Genomic DNA, 19,311 nt, shown 5'->3' on the forward strand with positions numbered 1-19,311 from the left:
GTCTGACCATCCTTCAAAAGGTAGTTCAAAATGGATCTTCGGCTGCAGAAGCCGGTGCATTGTTGCAGAAATTAAACAGAGCAGGCCGTGCATTCCTCAGGAGAGAGCAGCTGCGTTCTTGTATAGTAAAGTGATTTCAGTCCCTTTTTATGTGCGTAGACATAGAGACGCGCGAGCTGGCGCGTGCTCGTCATGCTGTCGACATAAAGAATGGTCGAAATACCTTGATCGACGTGCTGCTGAATCGCTGCGATCATGTCGATCACGCGGTACTGGCTCGTCTGATAAGCCGACTTGTAGTACCACATGGTCTGCGGTGAGAGGAACGGCATGGGATAGATCGTTTCGCTGTTTCCGTATTTTCTCCGCTCAATGATGTTCACGACCGGCATGACCGAGCTCGTCGCGTTCTGCACATAGCTGATCGATTGCGTCGGTGCAACGGCCAGACGGTAGGCATTGTACAGGCCGTATTTTTCAACCTGTTTCTTAAGCTCCGTCCATTCTGCGGTCGTCGGAATATGAATGCCTTCAAACAATTCAGCCGCCCTTGCTGTTTTCGGGCCGAAGTATTCCTGCTCATATTTTTTGAAATAAGAACCATCCGCGTAATCGGTCAGCTCGAAGCCCTTGAACGCCGTTCCGCGCTCTTTGGCAATCATCATCGACTTCTCAATCGAATAAAAATTGACCATTGAAAAGAACGTACGCGCAAAGTCCCGCGCTTCTTCCGATTCGTAGGAAAGCTGATTCTTCGCCAGATACCCGTTCAGGTTCATGGCGCCGAGACCGACCGAATGCAGCTCGATGTTTGCCAGGCGGACACCTGGCGCGTTCGCGATCTGTGTCATGTCGCTTACCTGCGTCAATGCCTCAATGCCGCAGTGAACGGAGTCGCGGATCTCGCCGCTCTCCATCACATTGACGATGTTCAGCGATCCGAGAATACAGGAGACGTCGCGCCGGATTTCATCGGGAACGTCATAATCATTAATCGTCGATGTTTCCTGCATCTGAAAAATTTCCGTACACAGGTTGGACATTTTGATGCTGCCGAGCCGGTGCAGCGGGTGGTTTTTATTGGCATTATCCTTGTAAAAAATGTAAGGGTAGCCGGACTGCATCTGCATCTGGGCAATCCGATTGAGAAATTCACGGGCATCCGCGCTCTTTTTCTTGACTGCCGGATTGGCGATCAGTTCATCGTACATCTTGTCCATGTCCATATCGTCGAGATGCTGTCCGTATGCCTTATAAACCGTGTACGGTGCGAACATACAGAACGGCTTGCCCTGTTCCGCCAGTTCGAAAAACTTGCCGGGAACGATCAGCCCGATGGAAAGCGTCGACAGGCGGATGTCTTCGTCGGCATTTTCCTTTTTTGTGTCCAGAAATTCAGGAGCGTCCCAATGGAAAATGTTCAGATAAGCGGCGCCCGCGCCGGGACGCTGACCCAGTTGATCGGCATAGGCGAATCCAAGCTGGAGCTTCCGGGCAACAGGAACGACACCTTTTGCTACGCCTTCAACGCCCTTGATGGCTTCACCGCGCCCGCGGATTTTCGACAAGTTAAGCGCCACACCGCCGCCGATTTTCGACAGCTGCTGCGATGTGCTTTCAATGTAATTGATCGAATTCAGAGAATCGTCCGCTTCAATCAGAAAACAGGAGACCATTTCGCCGCGGCGGGACTTTCCCGCGTTGAGAAACGTAGGCGTTGCCGGCTGATAGCGCTGTTCCATCAGCGCGTGCATGAACCGTACGGCTTTATCATAATCCCCGTGTGCCAAATACAGCGCCACGATGGAAACGCGTTCGAAGTAATGTTCCAAGTAGTGAGATTTGTCATTGGTTTTCATCGCATAATCGCGATAAAATTTACTTGCAGCCATATAGGAGCTGAATTTGAAATGATAAGCTGCCGCCATCTCGTGCAGCTGTTCGATGTTTCCTTCTGCGTAGTCATTGAATACGTCATAATAATAGGCATGGTCAACAAGATAATGCAGTCTTTCGAGTACACTGCCGAAGTGGACCATTTTCTGCTCGACTTCGTCCATGTAAACCTGAATCGCTTCCCGGTCTTTCTCCAGCTGGTAAAAACCGTCTTCTCCGCGTGTCATCACCTCATTGTTCAGTTCAATGTAGGATTTTGATTTGGTCGCTTCGTTCAGCAAATGCGCTCACCCTTTCCCGAAATTGAATCACGTCTTCTGCTGTACCGCCTAATTCAAACTTATAAAGCACCGGTACATTGTAAACCGCTGAAATCACGTCAGCCGCACGGGCAAAATTCCGACCCCAGTTTCGGTTTCCGCTCGCCGCGACGGCTTTAAGGAAACGCCCGTTTCTTGCAAGAAATGCTTTGACACTTTCCGGCGCGTCACCGAACCCAATCGTATTCGTCACCAGTATAAAGGGTTGATCAACTGTCGGACGATTGCTGATCGGTTCATGCGGAAGTCCTGTCTTTGCCAGAAACCGTCTGACATTCCCGGTCATGGTCTCGTATAGGATCAGCATCAGCGGCCCTCCTTTCTCATCAAAAAAACAACATTTTTTGATATATAGTGCCTGATGCCAGCCAGTTCATACTATATATAGTTTATGTTTATTAATTTACCACAATATATTGTTTATCACAAGAAATTTTTCCCGGCCAGAAATAAAGTCACTGTTTATCATAAGACATCAAACGACGCGATTCAACAGGTGGATGCCCATGAAAATAAGAGGCATTTCTAGTTCTCCGGCAAAAACAAACCGGACCGGCTGGAAATGCCTCTTTTTATTTTTTGCCTGGCGTGCACGGATTGCCCCGGAGTCCGGCAATCATCACAGACGCCGCCTGTCTGTCAGCTCCGCAGCCGGCAGATCCGCTGCCTTTCCTGTCAGACCGGCTCGTGACTGTCAGCCGGTCCCTCTTCCCTGCCCCGAATCGGTGTAAACGTGCGCCTCTCTTCCATGGATTTGCGGCGCCTGATCGAGCGCTGCTCGGCGAGGCCGGCAAAATGCTCCTGCGCATTCACCGACGCTTTACCGCGCCGATCCGGCTTGCGGTACAAGCCGTCATCGCCCATGATCCTCGTCTTGACATTATCATTCATCATCGTATCGAACAAATGAATAATTGTCACCCGGATCTCATCATCCTCGATCGGAAACATTAGTTCGACACGTCTGTTCAGATTGCGGGACATCAGGTCAGCGCTGGCAAGAAACACTTTGGCCTCTCCGCCATTTCCGAAAATATAGATTCTGCTGTGCTCAAGATAGCGCCCGACAATGGAGTGCACCTCAATATGATCGCTGACTCCCGGAATGCCCGTACGCAGGCAGCAGATGCCCCGGACGAGCAGCCTGATCCTGACCCCGGCTGCGGAGGCACGGTACAGCGCTTGAATCATTTCCTCGTCGGACAGAGCATTCATTTTGGCGTGAATAAACGCAGGCTTCCCGGCCCGGGCATTCTCAATCTCCGCCTGAATAAGATCAAGCATCGTACTGCGGAGCCACAGGGGCGCCATGACCAGCTTATGAAAATAGGGCGGTTCCGAGTAGCCGGACAGCATATTAAAGACATTGGACGCATCCACACCCATCTGCTCATTGCTTGTCAATAGACCCATATCGGTATAAAATCTGGCCGTGATGTCGTTATAGTTGCCGGTACCAAAGTGCATATAGCGCTTGATTCCTGTCTGTTCCCTGCGGACAACAAGGGCCATTTTGCAATGGGTTTTCAGTCCGACCAGGCCATAAATAACGTGGCACCCGGTCTTCTCCAGTTTCTGTGCCCAGTTGATGTTGTTCTCCTCATCAAACCTCGCCTTCAGCTCTACGAGCACCGTGACCTGCTTTCCGTTCTCGGCCGCTTTTTCCAGATAACGGATAATCGGTGAATTACCGGAAACGCGATAAAGGGTCATCTTGATTGCAAGCACATTCTGATCGACGGAAGCCTGTCGGATCAGTTCAATGACCGCGTCAAACGAGTCGTACGGATGATGAAGGAAAATATCCCGCTCACGTAGCGTATCGAAAATGGAATGCTCCATCAATTCATAATGAACGAACGAACGGTGCGGCGAATAGAGCAAATCGCTAAAACTGTCCAGTTCCGCCACAAGCCTGGATAAAAAGGTCAGGTCGATCGGGCCGTTCACACGGTAAACATTTTCCGAACTGACGCCAAGCCTGCTGATCAGTTTATTGATCAGCCGTTCGCTGATCCCCGCCTCCACATCAAGGTGGATCACATTCCCTCGCTCGCGAAGACGGAGCTGTTTTTCAATCTCTTTCAGAAGATCGGCCGTCTCCTCTTCGTCAACTTCAAGATCCATGTCGCGCATGACCCGGTAGCAGGAAGCCTCGTCAAGTTCATAGCCGACAAACAGTTCCTTAAGGTGCCGGCGAATGATATTTTCAAGCAATACGAAACTGAAATGCCCCTCTTCATCAGGCAGTTTCACAACCCGCGGGAGCACGCTAGGTACCTGGACCGTGACAAATTCTTTCTGCCCTGTGCGGCTCCCTTTTTTATGAATCAGTGCGGCTATATTAATGCTCTTGTTCAGAATAAGAGGAAACGGACGCGAGGAATCGACCGCCATCGGTGTCAGTACCGGATAAACTTCCCTGCTGAAGTAATGGTCGATAAAATCTAGCTGTTTTGAAGTCAGTTCGGCAACCTCCAGAATATAAATACCATGCTCCTTCATCAGCCGGCTCAGCATGCGATTGTACGTCATATACTGCTGGCCGGTCATCTGATGCGCCGCTTCGCTGATCTTCGTTAATTGCTGGCTCGGCTTCAGACCCGCGGGATCCGGTTTTTCATAATTGACATTGACCATGTCGATCAGTGAAGCAACGCGCACCATGAAAAACTCATCCAGATTGCTGGCCGTGATCGACAGAAATTTGACCCTTTCAAGCAGCGGATTATCCTTATCGCGCGCCTCTTCAAGGACCCGCTCGTTAAAGAGCATCCAGCTCAGTTCACGATTGCTGAAATACTCGTTTTTATCAAAACTCTCCATGATCGTCCACCTCATCCTCTTAATATCGGCTTCAGCCCGAAAACCTCTTCAAAATAGGCAGCCTTTTCTTCAAAAGTCAGCCTTTCGAGCGACAGATCATCATCTGACTGGGCCGTAATGATGACTTGATCGTGCTTCAGAGAAACGGTGATTTTTTTCACCTTCTGCTGGTGGCTGTCATCTAAGGCGTCCGCCAGGCGCAGAATGGCGGCAAGCTTGGCCGTGACCAGCTTGCTGCCGGAAGGGAGGCGGCTGAATGAAACCGAATCGCTCGACGGGGTTCCCGTACTGTGATAACGCGCAATATTGGCAACGATGTCCCTTTCGTTTTCCGAAATCCCGATAATTTCCGACGACTGAATGATGTAATATGAATGGATGTAGTGCGCATTCATGTCGATATAGCTTCCTGAATCCTGCAGAATGGCGGCCAACTGAAGAAGCAGTCTTTCTCTTTTTCCGAGGCCGTGCAGCGCTTTAAGCCTGTCAAACAAATGCAAAGAAAATTTTTCAACCACTTCAATGTGCTGCGGGTCACATTTGTAACGTTCAGCAATATTCCGGGCTGACACTATGATGTCCTCCGCAAAAGAATGCTCAATAGGCCGTCTCTGACTATCCAGTTCATCATGAATCAGTATTCCGTCCGCAAGATCCGCCTCAGAGAGAAGAATGCTTTTTGCATCCGTCATTTCAAGCATTTTCTTCAGAATCATTGCTGAAGGAAGAAGCTGGGTTGCCGAATCATAAGGTACTCTGTATTTTTTTGCCAGCACTTGAACGGGAAGATCGAGAATGTGGCGGTACAGCTCATCGAAACGTTCTCGATCTATGGTATCGCTGCTTGTTTTCATAAATGCCCGTTTAAAGGCGAGCAGATCCGTCCCGACAAGGACAAAGTGTTTATAGCGAACGTCTTCCGGCGCAAACTGCCGGTATCCTGTGATTTTGCTCATGATATAATCTTCCATAATATCCACGACATCGCCGGTCTCATTTTCCAGATCACCGAGCATTTCACGGATTCGGAGCGGGCCAAGCTTGATATTTCTCGAAAAAATAAACTGGCCGTTATTATAAACGGTTAGCTGTATACTCCCCGAACCGATATCGATCAGCATCGTGCCTTCTTTAATCAATTTGCTGAACTCTTTCGTTTTATAGGCAACGGCCTGATTGTGCAGATAACGTTCCTCCGCGTTTGCCAGCCACTCGAGGTTAAGCCCCGTCTTCAGACGGATTTGTTCTTTTACATACTCCGCGTTCGCCGCTTCCTGAACGGAACTCGCAGCAACCGCCCGATAGGCTTCAACCCCGTAATCGTTCATAATCCGAACGAATCCGGCCAATGCCCGGCACGCCTGTTCTACTGTCTGAAAAGCAATCATTTGCTGGTTATAAATGTCGGCTCCAATCGCCACATCAGCTTTAGCGTATTCCACAGTAGTCAATTTCGTCATATCGGCTATTTTTAATACAATCATTTGCAACCCAACTGTTATGGACGCAAAGAGTCTGTGTTTGCCCGTGGCCCTCACCCCATTGTCTGAATCTCTCTGTTCTTTGTACTCAAGTAAGCTGTCATGCTTCTATTCTCCATTATAAAGCATATTCCGGGCTGAAAAAGTCATCTTTGGACGCTTAATAGAAAAAAAGCGGAACACAAGAGCTTACATCTCACCTATGCAAAAAAGATCAAACCAGGTTGCTCCCGGTTTGATCTTCGTGAAAAACTGTTTCTCACGTCTTCCAAGTCAGCTTTTAAGCAGAGAATGTTTACCATCCAGATAAAGGTCGACGGAAGCCGCGGCTTTCCGGCCTTCCTCAATCGCCCAGACAATCAGTGTAGCGCCTCTGCGCGCGTCCCCGGCCGCGAAAATTCCTTCCCGGCTTGTCTGATAGCTGCGTTCATCGGCTAGAATCACGCGCCCGGACGGATCCTTTTCAATATCAAAATCACCAAAAAGCCGATCTTCGGCTCCGCGAAAGCCAATCGCAATCAGAACGAGATCTGCATCCCACTTCTTCTGTTCTGCCCTGCCGTCTTCAATCTTTTTGAATGATCCCGTGGTAAGCCCTGTTACATGGCCATTTTCATCACCTGTAAATTTGTCTGTTTCCACATAATATTCACGCGGATCCTTGCCGAAGAGTTCTTCCGCTTCTTCATACGCATAATCAACGGAAAAAACATTCGGATGTTCCGGCCACGGATTGCCCTCTGTACGCCGATCCGGAAGCCGGCCGTGCTTTCCGAACTGGACGACGCTTTTGCATCCCTGGCGGATCGCTGTTGCCACGCAGTCTTCTCCGGTGTCGCCTCCTCCGATAACGATAACGCGTTTCCCGCAGGCATCAAGATCCGATTCCAGCGGTTCATTGTACAGAAGGTGGCGGTTGCTCGCTGTCAGGTAATCCATCGCAGGTGCGATGCCCTGCAGATCGCGGCCTTCAATCGGAAGCTCCCTGTGCTTCACCGCGCCCGTGCAGAGAACGACGGCATCAAAGCTCTTCTTCAGTTCGGCAGCCGTAATGTCTTTCCCGACATCAACGCCCGTTTTAAACGTTACACCCTCTTCTTCAAGCAGACGGATGCGGCGGTCCACAACATCCTTTTCGATTTTCATGCTTGGAATACCGTACATCAGAAGGCCGCCCGGGCGATCCGAACGCTCGAACACAGTCACCTGATGGCCGATTTTATTCAGCTGATCGGCACACGCCAGACCTGCAGGCCCTGAACCGATCACCGCGACCTTTTTTCCCGTGCGGCGCAGCGGCGGTTTGGGAACAACCCATCCTTCGTCGAACGCGCGGTCGATGATGGCCCGTTCTATCGACTTGATTGAAACCGGATCGCTGACAAAACCGGCGGTACATGAGCCTTCGCAAGGTGCCGGGCAGGCTTTGGAAGTGAACTCGGGAAAATTGTTGGTTTTCGCGAGCCGTTCGTATGCTTCTTTCCACAAACCGCGATACACCAGATCGTTCCATTCAGGGATCAGGTTGTGAATCGGACAGCCGCTCGTCCCCCGATTCAGCGTTACGCCGACCTGACAGTAGGGCGTGCCGCAATCCATGCAGCGGGCCGCCTGTTTCCTGGCCCCCTCTTCCGTCATCGCTTCTTTGTATTCATTCCAGTCGTTCACCCGTTCCAAAGGGCTGCGTTCTTTCTGATTTTTTCTCTCTATATTTAGGAAACCCATTAATTGTCCCATTGTATGAACTTCATCCTTTCAGCATTTATCCGATGGCTCGTGACAGATCCGAATTTTATACCGGCTGATAGATCGATTTTGAAACAGCCAGTTTACCCTGTTTTTTCAGATAAAAAGCCTGTTCCTTTGCCTGTTCTTCCGTCAAACCGTCCGCTTCAAACTGTCCGATCTGCGCCACCATGGCTTCATAATCGCGAGGGATGATCTTGATCAGCCGCTTAAGCGTTTCGTCCCAGTTCACGAGCGCCTGCTTGGCTTTCGGGCTGCCTGTATAATTCAGATGATTTTTAATCAATGTATAGATTTCGTTCTGCTCATCCTGATCGGTCACTTGTTCACTATTAATCAATTCCTTATTCACATGTGCCATCACCTTATCCGCCTGTTCATCAGGCAGAATATAGGCGGTTCCTCCCGACATGCCCGCCGCAAAGTTTCTGCCGACCGGACCGAGGATAACCACTCTTCCTCCGGTCATATATTCACAGCCATTTTCACCGACACCCTCCACAACAGCGCTCACTCCGCTGTTCCGGACACAGAACCGCCCGCCGGCTGTGCCGCGGATATAGGCCTCGCCTTCTGTCGCACCAAAGAAGGCAACATTTCCGATCATCGCCTGAGAGTCGGTCGATACCCCGACAACTTGTTCCGACTTAATGATCACTTTGCCTCCGGACAGGCCTTTGCCGACATAGTCGTTTGCGTCTCCGGTGAGCTCCATGGTCACACCCTTTGGAATAAAGGATGCGAAGCTCTGTCCCGCACTACCCGTGAACGAGAGACTGATCGTATCTTCCGGCAACCCTCTTCCGCCAGTCGATTTTGAAATGACGTATCCGAGAGTTGTCCCCACGGTCCGGTCGGAGTTTTTCAGCCTATATGACAAGTGAACCGGCTGCTTGTTTTCGATCGTCGGCAGGCATGTGGAGATCAGATTGCGTTCATCAAAGCGTCTCTCCATATGATGATCCTGGGCGCGGGCAAAATGCCGTCTGGATACATCGCTTTCAGCCTGGTACAGCAAATCCGACAAGTCCAGATAGCGCGCTTTCCAGTGGCCGTGCACCTCTTTCTTGATCCTGAGAAGATGGGCTTCGCCGATCACCTCATCGAGTGAGCGATACCCCAGATTAGCCAAATGTTCCCGAATATCCTCGGCAATAAATGTCATAAAATTAACTATATAGTCCGCACTGCCCGAAAAATTCTTGCGAAGTTCCGGATTTTGCGTCGCGATGCCAACGGGACAGGAATCAAGATGGCAGGCGCGCATCATCAGGCAGCCCAGCACGACAAGCGGTGCCGTAGCAAATCCAAACTCTTCGGCGCCGAGGCAGGCGGCAATCAGTACATCGCGGCCCGTCATCAGCTTGCCGTCCGTTTCCAATCTCACACGATCGCGCAGTCCGTTTTTCATTAACGTCTGATGGGCCTCCGCGAGACCAATCTCCCACGGCAGTCCGGCATGTTTGATACTGGTTTTCGAGGCTGCACCCGTACCCCCGTCATGGCCGCTGATCAGAATGACATCGGCTCTGCCTTTGGCGACGCCCGCAGCGATCGTGCCGACGCCTCCTTTTGCGACCAGCTTCACACTGATTCTTGCCTTCGGATTGCTCGACTTCAGATCATAAATCAGCTGGGCAAGGTCTTCAATAGAATAGATATCGTGATGCGGCGGCGGCGAAATCAGACCAACGCCCGTGGTTGCGCGGCGCGTACGCGCGATCCATGGATAAACTTTTCCGGCCGGAAGCTGCCCGCCTTCCCCGGGTTTCGCACCCTGCGCCATCTTGATTTGCAGTTCGGCCGCTTCCGAGAGATAGTAACTTGTGACGCCGAATCTCGCCGACGCCACCTGCTTGATCGCGCTTCGGCGCCAGTCGCCGTTCTCGTCGCGAGCGAAGCGCTCGGGATCCTCCCCGCCTTCCCCGCTGTTGCTCTTGCCGCCGATCCGGTTCATAGCAACCGCCATTGCCTCATGGGCTTCCTTGCTGATTGAGCCGTAGGACATCGCCCCGGTTTTAAAGCGTTTGAACAGACTCTCCACCGATTCAACTTCTTCAATCGGAATCGGATTGCGGTCCCGCTCGAAAGTCAGCAGGCTACGGATGGTCGAGAAAGGAGCATTGTCCACCATCTCCGCGTATTCTTTATAAAGCTTGTAATCATTTCGTCTCGTTGCCTGCTGAAGCATGTGAACGATCAGTGGTTCAATTTTGTGCTGCTCGCCGCCCTGGCGCCACTGGAGTGTACTGCCGGCATCGAGCGGCTTTATATTTCCCTGCCGGAGTTCTTCCGTCGCCCGGTTATGCCGTACAATCGTTTCGGCCGCAATTTCCTCCAGGCCGATACCGCCAATCTGTGAAACGGTCTTTTTAAAGTATTTGGCGATCACTTCATCCGAAATGCCGAGTGCCTCAAATGTCTGGGCACCGCGATAGCTCTGAATAGATGAAATGCCGACCTTGGACATCACCTTAACGATGCCGCCGACAAGCGCCTTAATATAGTTTGCTTCCGCCTTCTCCTCGGAAACACTCAGGTGTCCGGCGTTTTTCAGCGCGCAGACGGTTTCCAGAGCGAGATAAGGATGAATCGCGTCCGCTCCGTAGCCCAGCAGCAGGGCGACCTGATGGCTGTCCCGCGGTTCACCGGAATCCACAATGAGACTGACACGGGTCCGTGTCCCCTGGTCAATCAGGTGATGGTGAATGGCGCTTACAGCGAGGAGCGAAGGAATCGGCAGTCGTTTCTCATCCATAGACCGGTCCGAGAGCACGATCAGCAACGCACCGTCATGAATCAGCTGGTCGACATGAAGAACCAGCTGATTAACGGCTTCCGCAAGTCCCTTTTTCCCCTTTGCGGCAGGAAAAAGCATATCGACCGTCTCGGTTTTCAGTCCCTGATGCCGAAGCTCATGAAAGGTTTTCCCGTCAAGGATCGGATGGCTCAGGCGAATCTGCGGCGAAACATGTCTCGTTGGATCAAGCAGACTGATCTGCGGCCCCAGCCAGGTCACCTTCGACATGACCCAGGCCTCGCGAATGGCATCAATCGGTGGATTCGTAACCTGTGAAAACCATTGCTTGAAATAATCAAACAGCAGCTGAGGCTTATTGGAGAGCACGGCCAGCGGGGTATCGTTTCCCATCGACCCGGTCGGTTCCTTTCCGGTCTCCGCCATCGGCTGAATAGCTTTTGCCACATCCTCGTAAGTGTATCCGTGCACCTTCTGTTGATAGAGGCGGACGGCATCGGGCGCTTTTCCCGTCTCTATCCGGCTATCTTTAAGTTCAATGACGGTTTTCTGCAAAAGCTCATGATAGTCGGCGGAGTGGCAAATTTCTTTTTTTAATTCATCACTCGGAATGATTTTTCCTTTTTCCGTATCAATCAACAGTAATTGTCCCGGTTTCAGATGGCATCTTTCCCGGATGTTCTCAGCAGCCAGATCGGCAACACCGACTTCCGAGGAAAAGACGACCTTATCATCGTTCGTGATATAATAGCGGGCCGGACGAAGCCCGTTCCGGTCCAGAATGGCTCCGATCTGCTTCCCGTTACAGAAACCGAGCGCCATCGGGCCGTCCCACGGCTCCATCAGTCTGCTGTGAAATTCATAGAAATCCTTCAGATAGTCCGGCAGTTCCTCATTGTCTTCCCAGGGCTCCGGAACCATCATCATCACGGCGTGAGGCAAAGAAAAACCATGATAGGTCAGGAATTCGAGAACGTTATCAAAAATAGCGGAATCGCTTCCTTCCGGGTCAATAATTTGAGGCAGACGGCCGCCGGAAAGGCGCTTCGCTTTGGCATTAAACCAGCTCATGTTTCCGCGAATGGTATTAATTTCACCGTTATGGACAATCATACGGTTGGGATGCGCACGTTCCCAGCTGGGAAACGTGTTCGTGCTGTAGCGGGAATGCACTAAAGCAACAGACGAAACAAAACGCTCATCCTGAAGATCTGTATAGAATGCGGACACTTCTTTTGCCCGGAGCATTCCTTTATAAACGAGAGTCTGGCTTGAGAGGCTGGCAACATAAATTTCATCTTTGAGTTTCGCCTCAATCGCCTTTCTGAGCAAATAAAGTTTTAAGTCAAGTTTGCGGCCCGAATCCTGATTGGCCGTTCCAATAAACATCTGATACATGAATGGCGATTTGCTGCGCGCCAGCGGGCTGATTTCATTTTCAGCAACCGGTACATCGCGTTCGCCGTAAAGACGCAAATTTCGGGCCGCGATGCACGCCTTGATTTTACCGATCGCCACCAGTCTGCTGGAGCGGTCCTGAGGGAGAAAAAACATGCCGACACCATAGTGCCCCGCAGAAGGCAGAGAAAAATTACAAACCGACTGGAAAAACTGATCCGGCACCTGTACAAGTATCCCCGCACCGTCGCCGGTCTTACCGTCTGCCGCCTTGCCGGCACGGTGATCCAGCCTGGCCAGCATTTCAAGAGCTGTTTTGACAACATCGTTCGACACGCGGCCCTTAATATCCGCGTAAAGGCCAATCCCGCACGAATCATGTTCAAATTCCGGACGGTAAAGCCCCTCGGCCGTTTCATCTCTGTTTTGACCATTTTTAATCATAAACGTCATCCTTCCTTCTGTTCGCAATCACGCATCGAATCTGTTCCACTTTTCAGAAAACAGATTTTTTCCGTCTCTCTATTTTTTCCGAAAAGTATGGTAATTTTATTTTACACTTTCTTTATCAATCTTTACAATATATAATTAAGAACATATACATCTCGATTTGATATGAATGGAGCGGAAAGAGATGGAACTGCGGCAAATCGAGTATTTTATCGAAGCAGCGAGAAGAGAACATATCACACAGGCAGCGGAAGCTCTGCACGTGGCCCAGTCTGCAATCAGCCGCCAGATAACGCTTCTGGAAGATGAACTGGGTGTCTCTTTATTTTCGCGCAAGGGGCGGAACATCAAACTGACGGCAATGGGAAAAATCTTTCAGGAACACGCCGAACGGGGACTCCTTGAATTTGAAAAGGCACAGCAGAAAATCAAGGAACATCTGAACCCGGAAGTCGGATTGATCCGACTGGGTATTTCAACAAGCCTTTCCGTTCATACACTGCCGATCGTTTTGCAGAATTTTCACCGATTGCATCCGGGCATTGATTTTCAGCTGCACCAGGGAACGGTTCCCTATCTCATTCATCTAATTGAACAGGGAAATATTGATCTCGCGTTTGCATCTCCGGTGCCGAAGAACCACGAGATTGTCGGCAGCACCATTCTTTATACCGAAGAAATGGTGCTTCTTCTTCCGAAAAGCCATCGTCTTGCAGGACGGGAACCGGTGTCGCTAAGCAAACTGAAGGGGGAGCGGTTCATCACATTCCGCAGCAAACTGTCCCTGCAGGGGCTCTTTCGCAATGCATGCCAACAGGCAGGTTTTGAACCGAATATTGTTTTTGAGGGAGAGGACATGGACACGATCAAAGGGCTTGTCGCCTCGGGTTTTGGCATCGCATTGATGCCGGAGAACGCAGTGGCATACAATCTTCCCTCCGATGTGGTGACCGTTCCCCTGGATTCCCCGAAAGTCGCGCGTGCCGTCGGTATCATCAAACCGCGGGAACGTGATCTTGCTCCTTCCGAACAGCTCTTTTCCGGATTCGTTGACGAATTCTACGACAGGCTCTACCGATTCGGCCAGTAATCATCGTTCTTATCGGGACTCTGATCAGCTTTTTCCGTATGCTTATGACCTTGTAAATAAAGAGCCGTCTTTTTCCCGGACAGGGAAACGGACGGCTCTTTCCGGTTTTATTGCGTTATTCATTCATGCTTGCACGGTTTTCCATTTCAATCAGTTCGTCGTGGCGCATACGTGAATCTTCTCCGACCTGTTCATCCGCATGATAAGATGACCGCACAAGCGGACCCGCTTCGCAGTGCCTGAATCCTTTTGATAAAGCGATTTCCTTGAGTTCGGCAAATTCTTCAGGCCGATAGTAGCGGACCACATCAAGATGTTTGCGGGTCGGTTGAAGATACTGGCCGATCGTCATAATATCGACGTGACTGGCAAGAAGATCGTCCATCACCTGGATAATTTCCTCTTTTGTTTCGCCGAGACCGACCATAATGCTAGACTTGGTCGGTGTATTCGGGCTCAGCTCCTTGACTCGTCGCAGTACGCCTAGGGAACGGTCATAGGTCGCAATGGCGCGCACTTTTTTAGTCAGCCTGCGCACTGTTTCAATATTATGGTCGAAAATATCAGGTTTTGCTTTCATTAACGTTAGGATGCTGCCGTCGTCCCCCTTCATATCTGAAGGAAGCACTTCGATCGTGCAATACGGGGCTTTGCGGCGAATAGCCCGTATGGTCTCTGCAAACACATAAGCCCCACCATCCTCCAGATCATCACGGGCTACTGCGGTGACGACCACATGCCGCAGTTGCATTTTTTTGACCGAGTCGGCCACCCGTTCAGGTTCTCTCAGATCAAGTTCCGTCGGCCGGCCGGTCCGGACCGCGCAGAACCGGCAGCCGCGCGTGCAGATGTCGCCGAGAATCATGAACGTGGCTGTCCGTCTCGCCGCCCAGCATTCGTGAATATTCGGGCATTTCGCCTCCTCGCATACCGTATGCAGCCTTTCATCACGCATAAGATGCTTGATTCCGCGAAAATCCTGATTTGTGTTGATTCTGATTTTAAGCCAGTCCGGTTTTCTTAAGTATTCTCCCTGTTTTCCCATTTCTATCCCCCCTTGTTTGTTCCAGAACAGCCGTCAGCGCGAATAATTCCACTCGTCTGATTCATATTTCGATTGAGCCAGCGCCACGACTTTACGTTCCTCATCTTTATCAAGTTCCATTTGTATAAGCTTCACGCCCAGTCCTTTTTCAAATCCGTGATAAAAAGCCTGCTTGACTTCATCCAGTGTCACTTTGCGGCCCGCCAGGCGTTCCAACGTAACGGCCTTGCCGCCAAAAGCCCGTTTTGCACGCTCCTTAATCCGCTCGCTGTCATACTGAAAACAGTCGAACAATTCTTCCTCGTCCACCGTGAGCGGTATCGAACCATGCTGAAGAATCATGCCCTTCTGTCTCGTCTGGGCGCTTCCCGCAGCTTTACGGCCTTCAACGACCAATTCGTACCAGGAAGCTTCCTCAAAACAGACAGGCGAGTGAGACGCTTCATGATTTTGTTTCGGGACGGCCAGTTCAGCCGTCAGGCCGAGTGCCCGGAATCCTTCAAGCAATCCCGCGGAAAGAACACGATACGCACCGACGACGGATCCGGGCATACCCGGGTAATCCTCCGGTAAAATTACACTGTACGTCAACTCGTTATGGTGCAGAACCGCTAAACCGCCTGTCAGCCTGCGCACCAGCCGAAAACCGTGTGCGCGGATCCCGTCCTGATCGACACGGCCCGCCGTTTTCTGAAAATAGCCGATCGAAAGACCTGGGGGATCCCATCCGTAGAAGCGAAGAACCGGCTGCTTTCTCCCTTCCGCTCCTCGCTGAAGCAGATACTCATCAAGAGCCATATTGTATGACGGCGTATGCTGTCCTGAATCCAGAAAAAGCCACTTTTTATCCATAATAACTCACTTCCCTGTACCTGCAATGGTGACAGCGTTTGCAACACAACTGCCGTTCCAACTGTAAAAAAATCTTCTATTCCCCAATTTCAGCGTCTTCTCTGAATGACTCGATCTCGACTTCTATCATATCAAGAATTGCGGACAAAGGTAAGCCTGAAGAAGAGAAACTCCTAATTCTATTACATACGGTAAGTTTTAATAAACGACGGCATCTTTTCTTTAAGAGCCCTGTTATGGTACACTAATCAGATAGGGAATTTTTATGGATACGGAGTTTATACCTATTTAATTGCTTCATCCGCAGGTTGACCTGGCAACCGTCTGCGCGTGTCAACGCCTGGATTTTATCTTTTATTTTTACCTTTTTCTAAAAAAGGAGATCTGCATGATGAATCGCTATCTTCAGATGACTTTCGTGCCGCACATCGAAAACGGCTGGAATTTCTATCTATGGCTGACTGATAAAAACGGTGAACCTCTTCCTTTCGCATCCGGCGCACCTGCGCCGTCATGGCTGAGCGAACGTTCGCCTTACCGTTTTTTTCCTTCTCAGGCCAATTTCGTCACCGGAAGCGGAAAGATTGCCGTGTCCGGTGTGATCATGACGATGAGCAGCGCGTTCCGAATCATGAAAGACGGTGTGCTTAAGGATCATTCCGGTGAGATTCTTCCCGGTAAAACATTTCAGTGGTTCAGCCAGATTGCTGAAGCCATTCAAATTTTATTGGAAAACGGCCATTTCTATCCCTTTTTCTACCAACTTGAACGGGGAAATCACGAACAGTGCTATTACTGCGAATGGATGCCGGACGCGGAGCTGATCGTTCAGAGCGGACTGTTCGCCGACTGGCTCAGCCGCCTGCCCCGTCTTGCACTGTCTATTGCAGACCTGCAGGACGAGAAAGTCCGGCAGTGGCTGCACTTGATTGTCATCTTCTGGACGAACACACTCATTCGCTATATCTCTAAAGACCTTGTAAGCGAGGAAGGCATCTTTCCAGAAGCCGCGGCTGTAAAACCTTCATTCGAACAACGGTTTTCGGCGGATCTTCCATTCAATAACTTTGGGAAACCGTGGATCATTTCAAATGACCCGGATCAAATTAAAAAACTCAGTATTTTGGAAACAGAAATGACCGGCTGGGTGCATCCTGTTGCAGCAGCACTGGAGTGGAACAAGGCGCTGCTGAGCTACAGAACTGCCCAGCAGGAATTCTATTTTTCACCTGATAAAGCGCTGATTATACTTGAACCGGTCGATTCTAATGATTTATTTTCTCCGACTTCATTATGGGACTGCGAAATCATGATCCGAGGCTGGCAGAACGGGCAGCAGACCGAACGGCCGCTTAGGCAGCTGCAGCGTATTCAGTCTTTACGGAAAAACAGTTGGTTCGATGATCAGCTGAGATCTTTAAAGGGCAGGATTCCAGCCGATGTGCTTCAGCTTCTCGGCACACATTCCCGGGGCTATCTGACTTCAGCCGAAGTTTCCGATCTTTTTCAGTGCAAAGACGTACTTGCTTCCACTTCAATCGATCTGGTTTTTCCGGACGGTCTGAATATCCGTGCCGCCTCCCGATCCGTTGATATCGATCTGATGATCAGTCAGGATGACGAGAATCAGGATTCCCTGTTTAGCCTCGCTTCACTGATCAACTATGATTGGAGGATTGCGATCGGAGATATCAAGCTCAGTGCCGGCGATTTCATGCGCCTCGTCAGAGAAAACCAGTCCTTTATCCGTCACGGGAACGAGTGGATCCATTTACCGATGAAGCAGATGATGAAGGCTTATGAAGAAATGGGCGATACAATTGATTTGTTCGACAAAAAGCCGAGCGTTGCCGGTGCTCTTCGCCTTCAGGCTGTACGCCGTCGGAAAAAAAACAGAAAGATAACCGTTCATCTTGATCCGTCATTGGAGAGTTATCTCAGTCACCTTTTGAAGAAACCGATCAAAAACATCCCGCTGCCCGAAGGATTTAAAGGACAGCTGCGTCCCTATCAGGAAAAGGGCTATGCCTGGCTCGCCGGCCTTCGCCGCCAGCATGTCGGCGGGTGTCTGGCCGATGACATGGGACTCGGAAAAACCGTTCAGGCAATCGCTTATCTGGATTACTGCAAGTCGCAGCCGGCCGATCCGCTGCCGGGCGATCTCGCTTTCGAGGGCCCCTCTCTTATTGTCTGCCCGACATCGCTCGTCTCTAACTGGAAGCATGAATTCCATACTTTCTCTCCGAATTTGAGCATTTACGTGCATCACGGCGGATCACGGCTGCAAGGCGAAGCGCTCATCGGCAGGCTTAAGCAGTCGGACGTGATGATCACGAGTTATGCCATTTTTACTAAGGAAGCGCCTCAGCTCGGACAAATCTATTGGAAAAGTGTGATTCTTGATGAGGCTCAGGCCATCAAAAATCCGCATGCACAGAAGACACAGGCGCTGCGGCCGGTCCGGACCGCCCACCGCCTTGTGCTGACCGGAACGCCGATCGAAAACCGTCTGGAAGAACTCTGGTCAATCATGGATTTTCTTAACCCGGGCTATCTCGGTTCACTTGAACGTTTTCGCAAGCAGTTCATCAGGCCCGTTGAGAAAAAGAACAACAGTTCAAAAGCGGGACAGCTGACAAAAATTATTCAGCCGTTCCTGCTGCGGCGCGAGAAGACCGACAAAAAAATCATTCGTGACCTTCCGGATAAGATTGAAACCAAAAAAACCTGTTTTTTAAGCAAAGATCAGGCTTCGCTTTACCAGTCATTTGTCAACCGGCTTGCAAAAAATGTAGCGGCAGCGGGAGGCATTCAGCGAAAAGGGCTGATCCTCTCGACGCTGACAAAGCTCAAACAGGTTTGCGATCACCCGTCGCTTGTTCTCGATCAGAAAAACGACGGCAAAAAATCAGGCAAGCTGCAGCTTTTTTTCGATTTGCTTGATCCTCTTTTCAGTAACGATGAAAAGGTACTTGTGTTTACCCAGTATGTCCAGATGGGAAAACTGCTCCTTGAAAAAGTCCGGAACCGTTATCCGGATGCCACTGTCCTCTTTCTCCACGGCAGTCTGAGCGCAGAGCAGCGCGAAAACATGATCCGGCAGTTTCAGTCAGGCGGAGATGGGAAAACATTGTTTATCCTGTCACTCAAAGCAGGCGGCGTCGGCATTAATCTGACGGAAGCCGGCTACGTCATTCATTACGACCGCTGGTGGAATCCGGCAGTTGAGGAGCAGGCGACAGACAGGGCTTACAGGATCGGGCAAAACAGAAACGTTCACGTTTACAAACTGATCTGCGAAGGCACTCTTGAAGAAAGGATCGACCAGCTGATTGAACGTAAAAAAGAATTGCAGAAACAAATTCTCGGTCAAAGCGACGCCTGGCTGACCGAAATGACGGATGAAGAGATTTTTGACCTGATCAAATTAAGGGAAGGAGTCGTTTAAT

General features: G+C 50.5%; 10 protein-coding genes. 2 read left to right on the forward strand and 8 right to left on the reverse strand.

Going from position 1 to position 19,311, the window contains the following annotated elements; all coding sequences use genetic code 11:
• Positions 1 to 71: 71 nt before the first annotated feature.
• The 6 genes from nrdE to gltB form a co-directional block, all read right to left on the reverse strand.
• Positions 72 to 2,123 (reverse strand): class 1b ribonucleoside-diphosphate reductase subunit alpha, encoded by a 2,052-nt coding sequence (gene nrdE, locus IEX81_RS08530; RefSeq protein ID WP_229727547.1) that lies wholly within the window; start codon positions 2,121 to 2,123, stop codon positions 72 to 74.
• Between the two features lie 16 nt (positions 2,124 to 2,139).
• Entirely contained in the window at positions 2,140 to 2,523 is a 384-nt protein-coding gene (gene nrdI, locus IEX81_RS08535; protein ID WP_188802658.1) for a class Ib ribonucleoside-diphosphate reductase assembly flavoprotein NrdI, read from the reverse strand.
• 368 nt (positions 2,524 to 2,891) lie between these two features.
• Positions 2,892 to 5,042 (reverse strand): RNA degradosome polyphosphate kinase, encoded by a 2,151-nt coding sequence (locus IEX81_RS08540; RefSeq protein WP_188802659.1) that lies wholly within the window; start codon positions 5,040 to 5,042, stop codon positions 2,892 to 2,894.
• Between the two features lie 11 nt (positions 5,043 to 5,053).
• The gene (locus IEX81_RS08545; RefSeq protein WP_188802660.1) at positions 5,054 to 6,526 is read right to left on the reverse strand and encodes a Ppx/GppA phosphatase family protein; all 1,473 of its coding nucleotides are present in this window, start codon (positions 6,524 to 6,526) and stop codon (positions 5,054 to 5,056) included.
• 270 nt (positions 6,527 to 6,796) lie between these two features.
• Positions 6,797 to 8,260, reverse strand: coding sequence for a glutamate synthase subunit beta (locus IEX81_RS08550; RefSeq protein WP_188802661.1), 1,464 nt, complete (start codon positions 8,258 to 8,260; stop codon positions 6,797 to 6,799).
• 55 nt (positions 8,261 to 8,315) lie between these two features.
• A complete protein-coding gene (gltB, locus tag IEX81_RS08555) occupies positions 8,316 to 12,869 on the reverse strand; it encodes a glutamate synthase large subunit (RefSeq protein ID WP_188802662.1) in 4,554 nt (1,517 codons plus the stop codon).
• 190 nt (positions 12,870 to 13,059) lie between these two features.
• On the opposite strand from gltB, the gene gltC reads away from it, so the two are divergent.
• Positions 13,060 to 13,965, forward strand: a complete 906-nt coding sequence (gltC, locus tag IEX81_RS08560; protein WP_188802663.1) for a glutamate biosynthesis transcriptional regulator GltC — start codon at positions 13,060 to 13,062, stop codon at positions 13,963 to 13,965.
• Between the two features lie 115 nt (positions 13,966 to 14,080).
• Here gltC and lipA read toward each other — a convergent pair whose 3' ends face one another.
• The gene (gene lipA, locus IEX81_RS08565) at positions 14,081 to 15,010 is read right to left on the reverse strand and encodes a lipoyl synthase (RefSeq protein ID WP_188802664.1); all 930 of its coding nucleotides are present in this window, start codon (positions 15,008 to 15,010) and stop codon (positions 14,081 to 14,083) included.
• A 33-nt stretch (positions 15,011 to 15,043) separates the two neighbouring features.
• Entirely contained in the window at positions 15,044 to 15,862 is an 819-nt protein-coding gene (gene lipM, locus IEX81_RS08570; protein WP_308424072.1) for an octanoyltransferase LipM, read from the reverse strand.
• Positions 15,863 to 16,253: 391 nt separating this feature from the next.
• Between lipM and IEX81_RS08575 the strand changes: the two genes are divergently transcribed.
• On the forward strand, positions 16,254 to 19,310 hold the full coding sequence (locus IEX81_RS08575; protein WP_188802665.1) for a DEAD/DEAH box helicase: 3,057 nt from the start codon (positions 16,254 to 16,256) through the stop codon (positions 19,308 to 19,310).
• The last annotated feature ends 1 nt before the right edge of the window (position 19,311 follow it).

Origin of the sequence: Sporolactobacillus putidus (genome assembly GCF_014647035.1) — a bacterium.
Lineage (GTDB): Bacteria > Bacillota > Bacilli > Bacillales > Sporolactobacillaceae > Sporolactobacillus > Sporolactobacillus putidus.

What these genes read in the sequence shown, in the direction of transcription:
- nrdE (WP_229727547.1), bottom strand. Translation starts at nt 2,123, where the DNA reads ATGACACGCGGAGAAGACGGTTTTTACCAGCTGGAGAAAGACCGGGAA.
- nrdI (WP_188802658.1), bottom strand. Translation starts at nt 2,523, where the DNA reads ATGCTGATCCTATACGAGACCATGACCGGGAATGTCAGACGGTTTCTG.
- IEX81_RS08540 (WP_188802659.1), bottom strand. Translation starts at nt 5,042, where the DNA reads ATGGAGAGTTTTGATAAAAACGAGTATTTCAGCAATCGTGAACTGAGC.
- IEX81_RS08545 (WP_188802660.1), bottom strand. Translation starts at nt 6,526, where the DNA reads ATGATTGTATTAAAAATAGCCGATATGACGAAATTGACTACTGTGGAA.
- IEX81_RS08550 (WP_188802661.1), bottom strand. Translation starts at nt 8,260, where the DNA reads ATGGGACAATTAATGGGTTTCCTAAATATAGAGAGAAAAAATCAGAAA.
- gltB (WP_188802662.1), bottom strand. Translation starts at nt 12,869, where the DNA reads ATGATTAAAAATGGTCAAAACAGAGATGAAACGGCCGAGGGGCTTTAC.
- gltC (WP_188802663.1), top strand. Translation starts at nt 13,060, where the DNA reads ATGGAACTGCGGCAAATCGAGTATTTTATCGAAGCAGCGAGAAGAGAA.
- lipA (WP_188802664.1), bottom strand. Translation starts at nt 15,010, where the DNA reads ATGGGAAAACAGGGAGAATACTTAAGAAAACCGGACTGGCTTAAAATC.
- lipM (WP_308424072.1), bottom strand. Translation starts at nt 15,862, where the DNA reads ATGGATAAAAAGTGGCTTTTTCTGGATTCAGGACAGCATACGCCGTCA.
- IEX81_RS08575 (WP_188802665.1), top strand. Translation starts at nt 16,254, where the DNA reads ATGAATCGCTATCTTCAGATGACTTTCGTGCCGCACATCGAAAACGGC.